This window comes from Kitasatospora sp. NPDC056531 (assembly GCF_042794375.1).
In the GTDB taxonomy this organism is placed as follows: Bacteria; Actinomycetota; Actinomycetes; order Streptomycetales; family Streptomycetaceae; genus Kitasatospora.
Window position 1 is genome coordinate 9,802 of the sequence record NZ_JBHTTU010000045.1, and the last position, 17,164, is coordinate 26,965.

The 17,164-nt window shown below is 75.2% G+C and carries 12 protein-coding genes; 4 read left to right on the forward strand and 8 right to left on the reverse strand.

The annotated features are described in order from the left end of the window. Positions 1-116: 116 nt before the first annotated feature. Both purH and purN read right to left on the reverse strand, forming a co-directional pair. Complete coding sequence (gene purH / locus ACFQ87_RS29620; protein ID WP_380613910.1) at positions 117-1,718, reverse strand: bifunctional phosphoribosylaminoimidazolecarboxamide formyltransferase/IMP cyclohydrolase; 1,602 nt, start codon at positions 1,716-1,718, stop codon at positions 117-119. Between the two features lie 69 nt (positions 1,719-1,787). Beyond that, on the reverse strand, positions 1,788-2,453 hold the full coding sequence (gene purN / locus ACFQ87_RS29625) for a phosphoribosylglycinamide formyltransferase (RefSeq protein WP_380613911.1): 666 nt from the start codon (positions 2,451-2,453) through the stop codon (positions 1,788-1,790). A 378-nt stretch (positions 2,454-2,831) separates the two neighbouring features. Here purN and ACFQ87_RS29630 point away from each other — a divergent pair, with 378 nt between their 5' ends. Further along, a complete protein-coding gene (locus ACFQ87_RS29630; protein WP_380613912.1) occupies positions 2,832-3,467 on the forward strand; it encodes a hypothetical protein in 636 nt (211 codons plus the stop codon). Positions 3,468-3,476: 9 nt separating this feature from the next. On the opposite strand, the gene ACFQ87_RS29635 is transcribed toward ACFQ87_RS29630, so the two are convergent. Continuing rightward, complete coding sequence (locus ACFQ87_RS29635; RefSeq protein ID WP_380613913.1) at positions 3,477-4,868, reverse strand: DUF6350 family protein; 1,392 nt, start codon at positions 4,866-4,868, stop codon at positions 3,477-3,479. 132 nt (positions 4,869-5,000) lie between these two features. On the opposite strand from ACFQ87_RS29635, the gene ACFQ87_RS29640 reads away from it, so the two are divergent. Continuing rightward, the gene (locus ACFQ87_RS29640; protein WP_380613914.1) at positions 5,001-6,659 is read left to right on the forward strand and encodes a hypothetical protein; all 1,659 of its coding nucleotides are present in this window, start codon (positions 5,001-5,003) and stop codon (positions 6,657-6,659) included. A 66-nt stretch (positions 6,660-6,725) separates the two neighbouring features. Here the strand turns inward: ACFQ87_RS29640 and sucD are convergent, their stop codons facing one another. The 5 genes from sucD to ACFQ87_RS29665 all read right to left on the reverse strand — a co-directional run bounded on the left by sucD (position 6,726) and on the right by ACFQ87_RS29665 (position 13,723). Beyond that, positions 6,726-7,610, reverse strand: coding sequence for a succinate--CoA ligase subunit alpha (sucD, locus tag ACFQ87_RS29645; protein ID WP_380613915.1), 885 nt, complete (start codon positions 7,608-7,610; stop codon positions 6,726-6,728). Positions 7,611-7,628: 18 nt separating this feature from the next. Next, the gene (sucC, locus tag ACFQ87_RS29650; RefSeq protein ID WP_380613916.1) at positions 7,629-8,801 is read right to left on the reverse strand and encodes an ADP-forming succinate--CoA ligase subunit beta; all 1,173 of its coding nucleotides are present in this window, start codon (positions 8,799-8,801) and stop codon (positions 7,629-7,631) included. A 290-nt stretch (positions 8,802-9,091) separates the two neighbouring features. After that, a complete protein-coding gene (locus ACFQ87_RS29655; RefSeq protein WP_380613917.1) occupies positions 9,092-10,270 on the reverse strand; it encodes a VWA domain-containing protein in 1,179 nt (392 codons plus the stop codon). 34 nt (positions 10,271-10,304) lie between these two features. Next, entirely contained in the window at positions 10,305-12,644 is a 2,340-nt protein-coding gene (locus ACFQ87_RS29660; RefSeq protein ID WP_380613918.1) for a DUF5682 family protein, read from the reverse strand. After that, positions 12,641-13,723, reverse strand: a complete 1,083-nt coding sequence (locus ACFQ87_RS29665) for an AAA family ATPase (RefSeq protein ID WP_380613919.1) — start codon at positions 13,721-13,723, stop codon at positions 12,641-12,643. The genes ACFQ87_RS29660 and ACFQ87_RS29665 overlap by 4 nt, the downstream gene beginning before the upstream one ends. A gap of 178 nt (positions 13,724-13,901) precedes the next feature. On the opposite strand from ACFQ87_RS29665, the gene ACFQ87_RS29670 reads away from it, so the two are divergent. Both ACFQ87_RS29670 and ACFQ87_RS29675 read left to right on the forward strand, forming a co-directional pair. Continuing rightward, a complete protein-coding gene (locus ACFQ87_RS29670; protein WP_380613920.1) occupies positions 13,902-15,200 on the forward strand; it encodes an SWIM zinc finger family protein in 1,299 nt (432 codons plus the stop codon). A gap of 236 nt (positions 15,201-15,436) precedes the next feature. After that, positions 15,437-17,053 (forward strand): DUF5691 domain-containing protein, encoded by a 1,617-nt coding sequence (locus ACFQ87_RS29675; protein ID WP_380613921.1) that lies wholly within the window; start codon positions 15,437-15,439, stop codon positions 17,051-17,053. The last annotated feature ends 111 nt before the right edge of the window (positions 17,054-17,164 follow it).

Consider the following 17,164-nt stretch of genomic DNA (forward strand, 5'->3'; position numbering starts at 1 on the left):
GCAAAGACGAAGGCACAAAAGAGAAAAAAAGAAAAAAAACCAACCCCCCCCTCCCTCCCGACGAAACCCACCTCCCCCCCCCCCCCACTACCGCTCTCGTCCTGCCGACCGACGGCTCAGTGGAAGAAGTGGCGCGCGCCGGTGAAGTACATCGTCACGCCCGCCTTCTCGGCCGCCTCGATGACCTGCTCGTCGCGGATCGAACCGCCCGGCTGGACGATCGCCTTGACGCCGGCGGCGATCAGGATCTCCGGGCCGTCCGGGAACGGGAAGAAGGCGTCCGAGGCCGCGTACGAGCCCTTGGCCCGCTCGCCGGCCCGCTCGACCGCGAGCTTGCAGGAGTCGACCCGGTTGACCTGGCCCATGCCGACGCCGACCGAGGCGCCGTCCTTGGCCAGCAGGATCGCGTTGGACTTGACGGCCCGGCAGGCGCGCCAGGCGAAGGCCAGCTCGGCCAGCTCGGCCGCGGAGAGCGCCTCGCCGGTGGCCAGCGTCCAGTTCGCCGGGTCGTCGCCCTCGGCCTGGACCCGGTCGGCGTCCTGGAGCAGCACGCCGCCGGAGATCGGGCGGACCTCCTGGCGGTTGGCCGGCGCCTCGGGGGCGAGCAGCACCCGCAGGTTCTTCTTGCGGGCCAGCACCTCGACGGCGCCGTCCTCGTAGCCGGGGGCCACGACGACCTCGGTGAAGATCGGGGCGATCTGCTCGGCCAGCTCGACGGTGACCGGGCGGTTGACCGCGATCACGCCGCCGTACGCGGAGACCGGGTCGCACTCGTGCGCCTTGCGGTGCGCCTCGACGACGTCGGCGCCGGTCGCGATGCCGCACGGGTTGGCGTGCTTGATGATCGCGACGGCCGGCTCGGCGTGGTCGTACGCGGCGCGGCGGGCGGCGTCGGTGTCGACGTAGTTGTTGTACGACATCTCCTTGCCGTGCAGCTGCTGGGCGCCGGCCAGGCCGCCGGTGCCGTCGCTGTACAGCGCGGCGCCCTGGTGCGGGTTCTCGCCGTAGCGCAGCACGTTCTGCCGCTCCCAGGTGCCGCCCAGGAACTCGGGGAACCCCGCGGCGGAGCCGCTGATGTTCGCAGTGTCGCTCGGGGCGTAGCCGGCCTCGAACCAGGAGGCGACGGCCACGTCGTAGGCGGCGGTGTGGGCGAACGCGGCACCGGCCAGGCGCTTGCGGGTGGCCAGGTCGAAGCCGCCCTCCCGGACGGCCGTCAGCACGTCGCCGTAGCGGGCCGGGTCGACCACGACGGCCACCGAGGGGTGGTTCTTGGCGGCGGCGCGCACCATGCTCGGGCCGCCGATGTCGATCTGCTCCACGCACTCGTCGGGCGTGGCGCCGGAGGCGACGGTGGCCTTGAACGGGTAGAGGTTCACCACGACCAGGTCGAAGGGCTCGACGCCGAGTTCGGCCAGCTGCGCGCGGTGCGACTCCAGGCGCAGGTCGGCGAGCACGCCGGCGTGCACGCGGGGGTGCAGCGTCTTCACGCGCCCGTCCAGGCACTCCGGGAAGCCGGTCAGCTCGGAGACCTCGGTCACCGGGACACCGGCGGCGGCGATCCGGCCGGCGGTGGAACCGGTGGAGACGATGGCGACCCCGGCGGCGTGCAGGCCCCGGGCCAGCTCCTCCAGACCGGTCTTGTCGTACACGCTGATCAGCGCGCGACGGATCGGACGGATGTTCTCCGAAACGGGGGGCGTGGTGGAGCTGGCACTCATGCTCCCACCTCGCTGCGCTCGGTGGGCGCTGCGCGCCAGGCACCTTCCTCGATGACTCGTTCGCTGCGCTCACTCATGTGCCGGAATCCATACCTTTCGGTCCTCGATGCGGTGACCTTCGCGGGCCAGCCGGCCCACGACGTCGACGAGCAGCTTGCGCTCGACAGTCTTGATGCGCTCGTGCAGCGCGTCGCCGCCATCGGCGTGGTCGGCGTCGACGACCTCGACGACGCCCTGCGCGATGATCGGCCCGGTGTCCACCCCGGCGTCGACCAGGTGGACGGTGCAGCCGGTGACCTTCACCCCGTACGCGAGCGCGTCGGTGACGCCGTGGGCGCCCGGGAAGGAGGGCAGCAGTGCGGGATGGGTGTTGACGATCCGTCCGGCGAAGGCCGCGATGAACTCGGGGCCGAGGATCTTCATGAAGCCGGCCGTGACCACCAGGTCCGGCTGGTGGGCGGCGACGGAGGCGGTCAGCGCGCGGTCCCAGTCGGCGCGGTCCGGGAAGTCCTTCACCCGGTGGACGAAGGTCAGCAGGCCCGCCTTCTCGGCGCGCTCCAAACCGGCGATCCCGTCCCGGTCCGCGCCCACCGCGATGATCTCGGCGCCGTAGGCCGGATCGGCGACGGCGTCGATCAGCGCCTGCAGATTGGTGCCGGAGCCGGAGACCAGCACCACCAGGCGGGCCGGTCCGGGCGTACGGGGCGGGAAGAGCTGAGCGGGGGCGGCGGCCACTGCGCGATTCTCCGTAGGTCGGGCGCCGTCCGCTGGTACATCCACCGGCGGTGGGGCCACTACGAACGGCAGGTCGAGCGAAGGGGAACACCAGGAGAACCCGCCGCGACGCGGGCCCCGGGAACCAATGTGAGCTGCTGACCGTCACCACGATAACGGCTGGTCGGACGGCCTCCGCACCCTCCCCGCGGCGCTACGCGCGTAGTTGAGACGGGGATCTCCTCGGGCCCCGCGCACCGGAGTTGCGCACCCCGCCCCGGCCGGGGCACGGGCCCCCGCCAGGGCCTCGAACGGTTGCGGGATCATTGGGGGCGCGGGAGACCGCTCCGACGCGAGACCCTCCACACGGCCCCCGACCGAGAAGGAATGGCTGAACCGATGAGCAGCGGCGACGACAACGGCGAGCACAACCCCTTCGCGCCGCCGCCGGCGGACGCCCCGGACCAGCCGTGGCAGCCGCGCGGCCCCTGGCCCGGTCAGGGCCCTGAGGGCAACGGCGGCCAGGGCGGCGGCGACCGCCCGCAGCTCCCCCCGCCGTGGGGCCAGGGCCTCGGCGACGGCCGCCCCGGCCAACGCCCGCCCGTCCCGCAGCCGCCCCGGCTCGACCCCACCAACCCGGCCCACCGCCGGGCCCGCAACGCCGCGCTGGCCGGGCCGTTCGCGCTGGTCTGCCTGTTCGCGGAGTTCCACTGGATCGCGCTGCTGGTCGGGCTGCTCGGGATCTACTGGGGGGTCAGCGCGCTGCGGGCCAAGCAGCCGACGGCCGCGACCGGTGGCGCCCCGGCCGGGGCCGTCCCCGGCGCCCCGGCGCCGAACCCGCTCACCCCGGCCGCGCTCGCCGGGATCCTGACCGGTGCGATGACCGTCGCGATGGTCGGCCTGATGGTCGGGCTCGGGGTCTACTACCAGGACTACGCGACCTGCGTCCGGGACTCGCTGACCAACGTCGGCGCGGAGAACTGCGACCGGTACGCCCCGCAGTGGTACGTCGACTTCACCGGGAACGCGGAGTAGCCACCGGGTTCAGCCGGCGGGACCCCGGCCGGACAGCCGCAGCACGAGGACGTACGCACGGGCGCGCAGCCGCAGTGCACTCCGGTGCGCGTGCACCGCGAGCCCGGCGTACGCGCCCGGGGCGGCCGCCGGGGCCCGGCCGGCCGGGGAGGACCGGTCGGCCGACGGGCCGAGCACGCGGTGCCGGACCAAGAGGGCGCCCGGGACGGCGACCAGCGCCAGCCAGCCCGTCGCCGCCAGGCCCGTCCGCCACGGCAGCGGCCCCAACCAGGCCATCCGCTCCCCCGCCAGCGCCCCGCCCGACAGCCAGCCCAGCGCCGCCGCCCCGGCACCGAGCAGCAGCGCGGCCGCCAGCGACGCCGTCACCGTCGCGGCCGCCGGCCAGGGGTCGCCGTCCACCCGCGGGCCCGGCCGGCCGGCCGCCGCACGGCCCAGCAGAACCGCCGGCACCAACCCCGCCAGCAGCGGCAGTGCCAGCGCCGCCAGCCGCCAGCCGCCCGGGCCCTCCTGGGGCAGCAGGGCGAACAGCGGGAACTCCGGCACCGGGCCGAGCTCCGTACCGCCCGGCGACACCAGCGTCCCGGCACCGACCTCGAAGCCCGGGCCCAGCGCGTACGCCGCACCCCACAGCACCGCGTTCGGCAGCAGCACCACCGCGAGCAGCAGCAGCCCGAGCAAGGCGGCGGGCCCGCCCCTGAGCAGCCCCGCCCCGCGGCCGCCGCCGGTCACCGCGTCCAGCACCGCCGCCACCGCCACCAGCACCCCGCCGGCCGCGACCAGCCCCGCCCCGGCCGCGCCGGCCGCCCGCCGTACCGCGGCCGCGCCGCCGGTCAGCCGCCAGCCCGGGGGCAGCCGGTCGAGCAGCGGGTGCACCGCGGTGGGCAGGGGCCGCGCCGAGCGGACGCCCGCGACGGTCGCCAGCCCGGCGAGCAGGCCGACCACCAGGAGGTCCGGCAGCACCCGGCTGCGGAACAGCCCGGCGCCCGCGCAGTGCAGCGCCACCGCGACCGCCACCGCGCAGTAGCCCGTCCAGAGCGCGAACGGGCCGCCCCACCGCGAGCGCAGCCCGCGCCGGGCCGCCACCCCGGCCCCCGCCCGGTACAGCCGCACCACAGCCAAGGCGCCGAGCAGCAGCGGGGTGACGGTCAGTGGGGCACCCCCGTCCCCGCGCAGCACCGGGGCGCCGTGCCCCAGCAGCCAGAGTGCACCCGCCAACCGGGTGGCGCGCGCCGCGCCCGAGTCGGCGTACGGTGTCGCGACCCAGAGACCGAGCACCGGTACCGTGACCACCGCCAGGCCGACCAACGCAGTCCGCACCCCCGCCAACAGGTCGGCCAGCACGGGGCGTCCGCCCAATTCGCCAGACGCTTCCAGGATCGGACGGCCCATCAGCTGTGTCATGGGCCTCATGCTGCCAAGGCGACTCGCCATGCTCCGTGAAGCGGCAAACCGCCGCCGTGTCCCAGATTATTGGCTTATGCGCCTTTTCAGACCCTGCCCCCAAGCCGTCGGCGCCCCGGCCCGGAGCGTCTGATGACCACGCCACCCACCCACGCCACCGACCCGCCGCGGAAGCTGACACCCGGTGAGTCCCAGGTCCTCGCCCACCTCGCCGCCGGGCACGACCTCCAGCACACCGCCGCCGCCCTCGGGGTCACCCCCACCACCGCGCGCAACCTCCTGCACCGCGCCCTGCGGAAGCTCGGCTGCCCCACCGAGGCCGCCGCCATCGCCCTCATCGGAACCGCACCCCCCGTCCGCCCGGACCGGCTCCCCCCGACCCCGCACACCAGCACGCGAGCGGCCCCCACGGCCTCGGGAGAACACGGCGGCATGACGACCACCCCGACCGCGACCCGGCACCCGGCACCCGGCGTACCCGACCGGTGCGACCAGCAGCACCGCTCCCCCGTCGTCGGCACCGAGCGCGGACCCGAGCACCGCGGGGCCCCCGGCCGGACCGGGACCGACGCCCCGACCCCGCGGCAGCACCCACCCACCGCACCCGCCGATGCCCGGAAGCGCGGCGGCGCGGCCACCGGCCCGAGCGCGAGCGCGGAGCGGCAGACCGTCCCGCAGCAGGACGCGCCCTCGCCCGCCGACCGCAGGGAGCGCATCGACATGGCCCTCACCGAAGCCGGGAGCCGGCGGGACCTCTCGGACGAACCCGTGGCGAGCTTCGCCGATCTCTACGAGGAGGCGCACACCCGGCTGGTGCAGCAGGTGTTCCTGCTGACCGCGTGCCGGCACCGGGCGGTGCACTGTGTGCGGCGGGCGTTCGGGGAGGCGCGGCGGGGGTGGGCCGAGGTGGTCGGGTCGGGGGATCCGGAGGGTTGGGTACGGGTGCGGGCGTGCGAGTTGGCGTTGTCGCCGTGGCACCGGGGCGGGCCGTGGCGGGCGCACGCGTGGACGCTGCCGCATCGGCGGATCAGGGTGCGGCCGGCGGACGAGGCGCAGGCGGTGCTGCCTGACCAGGACCGGCTGACCGATCGGGACAGGGCGCTGCTGAAGGCCCTGCGCCGGTTGTCGCGGCCGCAGCGGCGGGCGCTGGTGCTCCACGACGGGCTGGGGCTGCCGGCGGCGGCGATCGCGGTGGAGGCGGAGTCGACCCGGGCGGCGGCCGAGGGGCGGGTGTGGGCGGCGCGGGCGGCGCTGGCGCAGTGGGTGCCCGAGCTGGTGGGGCCGGATCCGGCGGCGCCGGGGTTCGCGGACGGGCTGAGCGGGCTGCTGCACCGGGCGGCGGTGCGGGGGTGCCCGGAGCCGCACCGCTCGCCGGTGCCGGTGCTGCGGGCCCGGCACCGGGTGTGGACGGCGAGCCGGACGGGCGCGGCGGCGCTGCTGACCCTGGCGGTGGGCGGGGCGACGCTGGCGACCCTGGCGGGGCTGCGCCCGGCGGCGCTGTTCGAGTCGGATGACCCGCCGGCCCCCACGCTGTGCGTGCCGGCCCCGAATGCGAAGGTGGCGCCGCCGGGTGTGCCGCTGCTGCCGGGCGGGGCGCCGAACGGCATCGCCAGCCTGTGGTGCAGCCCGGCGCCGGGCCTGGCGGCGGTGGTGGTGGATCCGCAGTCGCGGGCGGTGGCGGGCTGGGAGCTGCCGGCCTCGGCGGAGGTCCAGGCGCCGCCCCCGCGGCAGGGGCCGGCGGCGTGCCCGCTGTGGTCCCCGCTGCCCTGCACGACGGGCCCGAAGCGCTGAGGCGCCGAAACGGCGAGCGCCCCCGCCCGGGAAGGGCGGGGGCGCTCACCGCGCAAGGGACCGACGTCAGCCGGCGATGATCTCGCGGGCCAGACGGGCGGTCTCGGACGGCGTCTTGCCGACCTTGACACCGGCGGCCTCGAGGGCCTCCTTCTTCGCCTGGGCGGTGCCCGAGGAGCCGGAGACGATGGCGCCGGCGTGGCCCATGGTCTTGCCCTCGGGGGCGGTGAAGCCCGCGACGTAGCCGACGACCGGCTTGGTGACGTGCTCGGCGATGTAGGCCGCGGCACGCTCCTCGGCGTCGCCACCGATCTCACCGATCATGACGATGATCTCGGTCTCCGGGTCCTCCTGGAACGCCTTGAGGGCGTCGATGTGGGTGGTGCCGATGACCGGGTCACCGCCGATGCCCACGGCCGAGGAGAAGCCGATGTCACGCAGCTCGTACATGAGCTGGTAGGTCAGGGTGCCGGACTTCGAGACCAGGCCGATCTTGCCGGAGCTGGTGATGTCGGCCGGGATGATGCCGGCGTTCGACTGTCCGGGGCTGATCAGGCCGGGGCAGTTCGGGCCGATGACCCGGGTCTTGTTGCCCTTCGAACCGGCGTACGCCCAGAAGGCGGCGGTGTCGTGCACCGGGACGCCCTCGGTGATGACGACGGCCAGGCCGATCTCGGCGTCGATGGCCTCGACGACGGCGTCCTTGGTGAACTTCGGCGGCACGAAGATGACGGTGACGTCGGCGCCGGTCTTCTCCATCGCCTCGGCGACGGAGCCGAAGACGGGCACCTCGGTGCCGTCGACGTCGACCGTGGTGCCGGCCTTGCGCGGGTTGACACCGCCGACGATCTGGGTGCCGGAGGCGAGCATGCGGCGGGTGTGCTTCATGCCCTCGGAGCCGGTCATGCCCTGGACGATGACCTTGCTGTCCTTGGTAAGGAAGATAGCCATGGTGTTAAGTCCCCTTCCTTACTTGTTGGCCAGCTCGGCGGCGCGGTCAGCGGCGCCGTCCATGGTGTCCACGCGCTGGACCAGCGGGTGGTTGGCGTCGTCGAGGATCTTGCGACCCAGCTCCGCGTTGTTGCCGTCCAGACGGACGACCAGCGGCTTGGTGACGTTCTCGCCCTTGCTCGCGAGGAGCTCCAGGGCCTGCACGATGCCGTTGGCGACCGCGTCGCACGCGGTGATGCCGCCGAAGACGTTGACGAAGACCGACTTGACGTCGGGGTCGCCCAGGATGATCTCCAGGCCGTTCGCCATGACCTCGGCGGACGCGCCGCCACCGATGTCGAGGAAGTTGGCGGGCTTGACGCCGCCGTGCTTCTCACCGGCGTAGGCGACCACGTCGAGGGTGCTCATGACGAGGCCCGCGCCGTTGCCGATGATGCCGACCTGGCCGTCGAGCTTGACGTAGTTCAGGCCCTTGGCCTTGGCTGCGGCCTCCAGCGGGTTGGCCGCGGCCTTGTCCTCCAGGGCCTCGTGCTCGGGCTGGCGGAAGTCGGCGTTCTCGTCCAGGGAGACCTTGCCGTCGAGCGCGATGATCTTGCCGTCGCCGGACTTGATCAGCGGGTTGACCTCGACGAGGAGGGCGTCCTCGGCGATGAAGACCTTCCACAGCTTCTGCAGGACATCGGCGACCTGGTCGGCGACCTCGGCCGGGAACTTCGCCGCGGCGACGATCTCGGCGGCCTTCTCCGGGGTGCAGCCCTCGTTGGCGTCGACCGGGATCTTGGCGAGCGCGTCGGGGTTCTCCTCGGCGACGACCTCGATCTCCACGCCGCCCTCGACGCTGGCCATGGCCAGGAAGGTGCGGTTGGTGCGGTCCAGCAGGAACGAGACGTAGTACTCGTCCTTGATGTCCGCGGTCTGGGCCAGCATCACCTTGTGCACGGTGTGGCCCTTGATGTCCATACCGAGGATCGCCTCGGCCTTGGCGACGGCGTCGGCCGGGTCGGCGGCGAGCTTGACGCCACCGGCCTTGCCGCGGCCGCCCACCTTCACCTGAGCCTTGACGACGGCGCGGCCGCCGAAGCGCTCCGCGATGGCGGCAGCGTCTGCGGCGGTCTCGATGACATCGCCGTCAAGCACGGGCACGCCGTGCTTGGCGAAGAGGTCCCTCGCCTGGTACTCGAACAGGTCCACGTGTTTGTCCTTGTTCGTGGTCGCGGATTGTGTCTCTACGAGCGTGCCACGGCAGGATCTTCGCTGCGGGTCGTCGGGGCGGTGCGGGTACGCAGAGGTACGGCCTTGCGGCCCACACAGCCACGGGCGCACACGTCAATCAACACGCGCGTCACGTCCGTCTGGCAGGTTATCCCCGTGGGACGGGCGTGTTCCGCCCGGGGCCTGTCCGGCTTGGGTGAGAACCGTCACAGATCAGCCGGGACGCCCGGTCCACCGATCGGATGGGTTCACCCACCCGGGTGAGGCGCTCACACCCCCTGGTCCGACCCCTTCATCAGGTGCCGCGGGATCGGACGCTTCTCGATCGCCGCCGCCATGATCTCGGGGAAGGCGTCCGGGGTGCACGCGAAGGCCGGGGCGCCCAGCGCGGCCAGCGCGGCGGCATGGGCGTGGTCGTAGGCCGGCGCACCTTCGTCGGAGAGCGCGAGCAGGGCGATGAACTGGACGCCGGCCGCCTTCATCGCGGCGACCCGCCGCAGCATGCCGTCCCGGATGCCGCCCTCGTACAGGTCGCTGATCAGCACCACGACGGTCTCGGACGGTCGGGTGATCTTCGACTGGCAGTAGGCGAGCGCGCGGTTGATGTCGGTGCCGCCGCCGAGCTGGGTGGCGAACAGCACGTCCACCGGGTCGGTGAGCTGCTCGGTGAGGTCGACCACCGAGGTGTCGAAGACGACCAGCCGGGTGTCCAGGGTGCGCATCGAGGCGAGCACCGCGCCGAAGACCGCCGAGTGGACGACCGAGGGCGCCATCGAGCCGGACTGGTCGATGCAGAGGATGACGTCCTTCTTCACCGCGCGCTGGGCCCGGGCGTAGCCGACCAGCCGCTCGGGCACGACGGTGCCGTGCTCGGGCAGGTAGTTCTTCAGGTTGGCCCGGATCGTCCGGTCCCAGTCGATGTCCCGGTGGCGCGGCCGGTTCACCCGGGCGCTGCGGTCGAGGGCGCCGCCCAGGGTGGCCCTGGTCCGGTCGGCGAGTCGGCGCTCCAGGTCGGCGACCACCTTGCCGACCACGGCCCTGGCACTCTCCCGGGTGGTCTCGGGCAGCGCGTGCTTGAGCGACAGCAGGGTGCCGACCAGGTGCACGTCCGGCTCGACGGCCTCCAGCATCTCCGGCTCCAGCAGCAGCCGGTCCAAGCCGAGTCGGGTGATCGCGTCCTGCTGCATCAGCTGGACGACGGTGGACGGGAAGTACTCGCGGATGTCGCCGAGCCAGCGGGCCACCTGCGGGGCCGAGCCGCCGAGCCCGGCGCTGCGGCGCCCGCCGCGCGGGGGCCCGCCGGCCTCATCGGGGCTGCCCCGGTAGAGCGCGGCCAAGGCGCCGTCCATCGCGGCGTCGCGGCCGCGCAGGGTGCAGCCGGTGCCGTCGGCCTCGCCGCCGAGCACCAGGCGCCAGCGGCGCAGCCGTTCGTCGGTCGTGGTCGCCATCGGGTCCTCCTCCTTCGGTCAGGTGTTGCGGCGGTCAGGTGTTGCGGCCGGCGGCCTGCCGCGGGATCTTCGGGCGGACGCCGAGCAGCAGGGCCAGCACCGGGACGGCGGCGTCGGCGCGGTCCCGGTCGAGTTCGCCGGCCGTCTCGGGTGCCGGCGGGGCCACGCCGAGCGGGCCGGCCGCGACCCGGCCGCCGATGGTGGTGCGCACGCCCGCCTCCAGCCCGGCGAAGGTGCGGCGCAGCAGCGGCAGGACGTCGGTGAAGACCTCGGCGCCGACGCCGGTGAGCCACTCGTCCAGCAGCGCGAGCAGCCGGGGGTCGTGCAGCAGCAGGGCGCCGCCGCCGGTGAGGAAGCCCTCGACCCAGCCGGCTGCGTCCCCCGGGGCGCTGGCGACGGACAGCACCAGCCGCAGCCGTCGGCCGGCCTCCTCGGAGTCCAGCCGGCCGTCGTCCAGCAGCAGCCGGACGGCGCGGCCGCGCAGCAGGCCGGGGGCGCCGGTGGCCGGTCCGCCGGCGGGCTCGCGGCGGGCGAGCGAGTGCAGGGCGGCGGCCCAGCGGTCGGCCAGGCCGTCGGTGTCCGGGGAGGCTCCCCGGGCGGCTTGTCCGGAGGCATCCGGGTCGAGCAGGGCGATCGCGCCGTGCACCTCGTCGATCCGGGCGCGCATCGCCGCCGCGCTCGCCGTGTCCAGGCCGACGCAGGCGGGCGGCAGTCCGACGCAGACCCGCTCGGCCAGGCCCGCCGCGGCCCCGGCGAGCGCGCCGTGGTCGGTGCCGCGCACATCGCCGTAGCGCAGCGCGCGGACCAGCGCGGGCAGCGCGCCCGCCAGGTGCGCGACGTCGGTGTCCAGGGCGGCGCAGTCGGCGAGCACCCGCATCACGGCGGGCAGCGCGCCGGACAGCCCGGCCAGCAGACAGGCCTCCACCAGGCCGGTCAGCTCGGCGAGTTCGACGGCGGCCCGGGCGGTGCCGACCGCCTTGTTGACGGCGGCCTCCTCCACCGTGGTGCCCCACTGGGCGGCCTCGGCGATCCGGACCGCGAACTCGGGCTGCCAGCACAGCCGCCAGCTCTCCCGGAACGTCCCGGTGGAGTTGACCGAGGAGCGGGCCGGCACGCCCCACTCGACGCCCAGCAGCCGCAGCCGGTGCAGCAGCCGGGAGCGGGCCGCGTCGGTGTCCTTGCGCAGGTCCAGGTCGAGCTCCCGGGGCGCGGCCGCGGGCTTGAGCCGCAGCGAGCGCTGCAGTCGGGCGAGGTCGCGCTGCAGCGGCACCGCCGGTGCGGCGTCCGGGACTTCGCCGAGCTCGTCGCCGACCACCAGGCGGTCCCGGACGAGTTCCAGGGCGACGTCCGAGCCCTCGCAGAGCACCGCGCGGACGGCGTCCAGGGTCTCGGTCAGCCCGGCGAGCGGGCGGCCGCGCAGTACCGCGAGGGTCTCGGCGAGCCGGACCGCCTCGATGACGTGGGCGGAGGAGACCGGGTGGTCCTCGGCGCGCAGCAGCTCGGCGGCCCGGGTGAGCCAGCGCGGGACCGGGTCGCCCTCGGTGGTGAACAGGTGGTGGTACCAGCCGGGCGACTGGATGCCCGCGCCGTAGCCGGTGGCCAGGGAGAGCCGGCGGTGCGTCCACGGGATCCAGGTGATGTCCGCCTTCACCTTCTTCGGCAGTTCGGCGAGCAGCGCCCGGTCGTGGGCGACGGTGGGCATCGTCGCCAGCGCGGGGACGTGGAAGGCCCCGCACACCACGGCGATCCGGCGGTGTCCGGCGCGGCGGGCGGCGCGGATCTGCTGGCGCATGTACGCCTCGCGCAGTCCGTCCCGCCGGGACTCACCGAGGCCCTCGGCGCGCAGCGCGGCCATCGCCTCGGCGACGGCGGCGAAGGGCGCCAGCGCGTCGGCGGCGGGGGCGCGGTGCTCGACCACGTCCTCCCACCAGCGCTCCGGGTCGTCGTGACCGGCGGCCTCGGCGAGCAGCGCCAGCGGATCGGCGGGCAGCTCGTCGGGGCAGTCCCCGTCGGCGGAGTCCCCGTCGGCGGAGTCGGCGGAGTCGGCGGGCGCGAAGCCGTACCCGGCGGGCAGGTCGATGAAGCGGACCGGCAGGTCGTGGTCCACGGCGTGGCGGATCGCCACCCACTCCGGGGAGAACTCGGCGTACGGCCAGAACGCGGCCCTCGCCGGGTCGTCCACCGCATGGGCGAGCAGGGCGACCGGCGGCACCAGGTCCTTCTCGGCGGCGAGGTGGACGACGGCGTCGGCCTCCGCCGGGCCCTCGATCAGCACCGCGTCCGGCTGCCACTGCGTCAGCGCGGCGGCCACCGCCCGGGCCGAGCCGGGCCCGTGGTGCCGGATGCCCAGCAGGGCGACCTCGGTGTCCTTCATACGGCCACCTCGCGGGCGGCGCGGTAGAAGTCCTTCCAGCCGTCGCGCTCGCGCACCACCCCTTCGACGTACTCGTGCCAGACCGCCCGGTCCGCCACCGGGTCGCGGACGACCGCGCCGAGGATGCCGGCCGTCACGTCCCCGGCGCGCAGCACGCCGTCGCCGAAGTGGGTGGCCAGGGCCAGGCCGTTGGTCACCACCGAGATCGCCTCGGCGGTGGAGAGGGTGCCGCTCGGGGTCTTGACCTTCGTCCGGCCGTCCACGGTCAGGCCTGCCCGCAGCTCGCGGAAGACCGTCACCACGCGCCTGATCTCCTCGGCACCGCCGGGCAGTTCGGGCAGGTCGAGGGAGCGGCCGAGCTGGTTCACCCGGCGGGTGACGATGTCGACCTCCTCGTCCAGCGAGCCCGGCAGCGGCAGCACCACGGTGTTGAAGCGGCGGCGCAGCGCGCTGGACAGCTCGTTGACGCCCCGGTCGCGGTCGTTGGCGGTGGCTATCACGTTGAAGCCGCGCACGGCCTGGGTCTCGCTGCCCAACTCCGGTACCGGCAGCGTCTTCTCGGACAGGATGGTGATCAGACTGTCCTGCACGTCGGCCGGGATGCGGGTGAGCTCCTCGATCCGGGCCAGCTTGCCGTCCGCCATCGCCCGCATCAGCGGCGAGGGCACCAGGGCGTCCCGGCTGGGACCGTGGGTGAGCAGCTGGGCGTAGTTCCAGCCGTACCGGACGGCCTCCTCGGGGGTGCCGGCGGTGCCCTGCACCAGCAGTGTGGAGTCGCCGCTGATCGCGGCCGCCAGGTGCTCGGACACCCAGGTCTTCGCGGTGCCGGGCACGCCGAGCAGCAGCAGCGCCCGGTCCGTCGCCAGGGTGGTGACGGCGACCTCGACGACGCGGCGCGGGCCGATGTACTTGGGGGTGATCGCGGTGCCGTCGGGCAGCTCGCCGCCGAGCAGGTACGTCGCCACGGCCCACGGCGAGAGCTTCCAACGCTCGGGGCGCGGACGGTCGTCCTGCGCGGCCAGCGCGGCCAGTTCGCCGGCGAAGGCGTCCTCGGCGTGCTGCCGCAGAACGTCGGTCATGGGGGCTCCTTCGGGTCGGCCGCCGGGCACACGGATGCCCGGGCGGCAGGGTGATCGGGGGGAGCCAGGTCGGCGTCCCGGCCTGTGGGAACCACCTTGCAACGTGCCACTGACAACGGCCGGCCCGGTCCGGACGGGCAGTCAGCCGCTGTCAGTGCCCCCGCCTACCGTCGGTCGCATGGAGGAACGCTGGAGCACCGAACACGTCCTGTCCCTGGCGCCTGACGCCGCGTCGCAGAAGGCCGCGGGCAAGCTGTCCTCGCCCACGCCCTGGTCCGGGACGGGCACCGACGGCGCCGCACTCTGGGGCGAGTGCCGGGGCAGCGGCCGCACGCCGTACCGCACCGTGATCGAACTGGCCACGCCCGCCTACCAGTGCAGCTGCCCCAGCCGGAAGTTCCCGTGCAAGCACGCACTCGGGCTTCTCCTGCTGTGGAGCGGCACCCCCGAGGCCGTGCCGGCCGGCGAACCCGCCGACTGGGCGGCCGACTGGCTCAAGGCCCGTCAGGGGCGCGCCGAGAAGCGCGCGGCGCCCCCGGCCGACCCGGAGGCCGCCCGCCGCCGGGCCGAACGGCGTGGCGCGCGGGTCGCGGCCGGCGCGGCCGAGCTGCGGCTACGGCTGGCCGACCGGATCCGGCACGGCCTCGCCGACCAGTCCACGGCCGGGCCCTGGGAGGAGGTAGCGGCCCGGATGGTCGACGCCCAGGCCTCCGGACTGGCCACCCGCGTACGGGAGTTGGACACCCTGCCGGAGGAGCGGCTGCTGGAGGAGTACGCGATGCTCCACCTGCTGGCCACCGCCGCCACCCGGGTCGACGAGCTGCCGCCCGAGCTGGCCGCCACCGTCCGCGCCCGGGTCGGCTACACCCTGGACGCCGCCGAGGTGCTGGCCGGGCCCACCGTCCGGGACCGCTGGCTGGTGCTCGGCAGCCGCGACACGACCGACGAGCGGCTCACCACCCGCCGGCTCTGGCTGCGCGGCGCCAAGACCGGCCGCCCCGCCCTGCTGCTCGCCTTCGGCCGCCCCGGCCAGGCCCCCGAACTCGCCCTGCCCACCGGCCACCTGCTGGAGGCCGAACTCGCCTACCACCCCGGCGCCCGCCCGCTGCGCGCCGCGCTCGGCACCCGCTACGGCGCCCCCGAGCCCGGCCCGGCCGAAGCGCCCGCCGGGCTCACCGTCGCCGAGGCGGTCGCCGGGTACGGCACCACGGTGGCCGACGACCCGTGGCTGGACAGCTGGCCGACCGTGCTCGCCGGGGTCGTCCCGGTCCGCACCCCGGACGGCTGGCACCTGACGGACGGCCACCACACCGTGCCCGTCCGCCCCTCGGCCGTCCCGGAGGCGGCGCTGTGGCGGCTGGCCGCGGTCTCCACCGGCCGCCCGCTGACCGTCTTCGGCGAGTACGGCCACCAGGGCTTCGCCCCGGTCACGGCCTGGACCGCCGAGCACCGCCCGGTCGGCCTCACTTCGGCCTGAAGGCGTGTCTTGCGGATCCTTGCCGGGTCCGCGACGCTCCCCCAGCCTTCGGCCGGGAGGTACCCCCAGGGCACAAGCGCACCTCGCCGCGTTGTCGTCGGTCGCCAATGTCCCCCAACCTTCGGCCGGGAGGTGCCCCCACCGCAGTGGCTCCCTCCTCCGCCTTGCGATGCACGCACCCCAACGCCGCGACCTGATCCGACAGAACCCACAAGACACGCCCAGGAGCACCGACGATGACGATCACCCAGGACCCGTGGGAGCCCCTGCGGACCAGCGCCCTGCTCGGCACCGACCGGCGCCCGCTCCCGGCCACCGCCCTGCCGCTAGCCGACACCGTGGACCGGTCCGACCCGGCCACCGCCCTGCTGGAGCTGGCCGCGCTGGCCACCGTCCGCCGCCGGGCCGGCGCCCTGCCCGTACCGGCCGCCGAGCCACCGGGGCCACCCGCGCCCGAGGACCTTCGCCCGGAGATGCCCGAGGCCGCCGCCCGTCGGCTGGCCGTCCTGCTCGCCGGGCGTGCCGGCGGCAACGGCGGCGGCACCCTGGCCAACCTGGCCGAGCTGCTGCCGCAGTGGCTCACCACCGCCCGGCTCGAGGGCCTGCGCCCGCCCGCCGCGCTGGTACCCGGGCTGCTCGACGCCGCCCGCGCACGCAGCGAACTGCGCGGCGACGCCGTCGCGTTGGCCGGTCCGCTGGGCCGCTGGCTGGCCTCGCACAACCCGGACTGGCGGTTCGTGCTGCGCACCGCCGCCCCAGAGCCGGACCGGCAGCCGGACGACCCGACCGACCACCGGCTGTGGCACGAGGGCCTGTTCGCCGAGCGGGTCACCCACCTCACCCTGCTGCGCCGCCGGGACCCGGCCGCCGGGCTGGAACTGCTGCGGAGCACCTGGTCCACCGAGCGCGCCGAGGACCGGCTGCTCTTCCTGGACGCCCTGCAGGACGGCCTCTCCCCCGCCGACGAACCGTTCCTGGAGGCCGCGCTGGGCGACCGCAGCAAGAACGTCCGGGCCACCGCCGCCGAGCTGCTCTCCACGCTGCCCGGCTCCGCGCTCGCGCTGCGGATGGCCGAGCGCGCGCAGGCCGCCGTCCGCCTCGCTGAGAGCGGCACCCACCTGCTGGTCACCCCGCCCGCCGAGTGCGACGAACGGATGCAGCGCGACGGGATCGCGCCCAAGTCCCCCACCGGGCGCGGCGAACGGGCCTGGTGGTTCGGCGAGGTGGTGGCCGCCGCGCCGCTCGCGACCTGGTCGCGGAGCACCGGCCTGACGCCCGAGCAGCTGCTCGCCCTGCGGGTCGGCGACAGCGTGGACGCGACCAGCAGCAGCTGGGCCGACGACCTGCGCGAGGCCTGGGCCCGCGCCGCCGTCCGCCAGCACGACGCCGAATGGGCCCGGGCGCTGCTCGGCCCGGCCCCCGTACCGCCCGCCCGCGGCGCCGGACGGGCCCGCGCCGCGCGGGTCACCGGGGCCCCGGCCAAACTGCTGGCCGTCCTCCCGCCCGAGGAGCGGGCCGCCTGGACGGCCGCTTTCATCGAGGTGCACGGCCTGGGAGAGGCCTTCCAGCTGCTCGGCGCCTGCGCCACCCCGTGGACACCGCCGTTGTCCACCGCCGTGGTGACGGCGCTGGCCCGGGCCGCCGCATCCGGCGCGTACCCGTGGAGCCACAGCGGGGTGCTCGGGATGACGGAGCGCGCGCTCGCCCCCGAGACGGCCGCCGCGGTGGAGGAGCTGGCCGCCGGGGCCGCCCCGGACTCCGCCTGGTCGGAGACCTTCGCCCGGCTGGCCGGGACGCTGCGCTTCCGGGCGTCGATGCTGAACGAGCTGAAGCCGGCCGAACCGGCACCCTGAGCCGCGCGCCCCGACTCGCGTCCTGAGCACGGCGGAGGGGGGGGGGGGGGGGGAAGAGGAGAGATCAAACCGCGTGGTGAGGGGCGGGGGGGGGGGGGGCGGTGGGGGTAC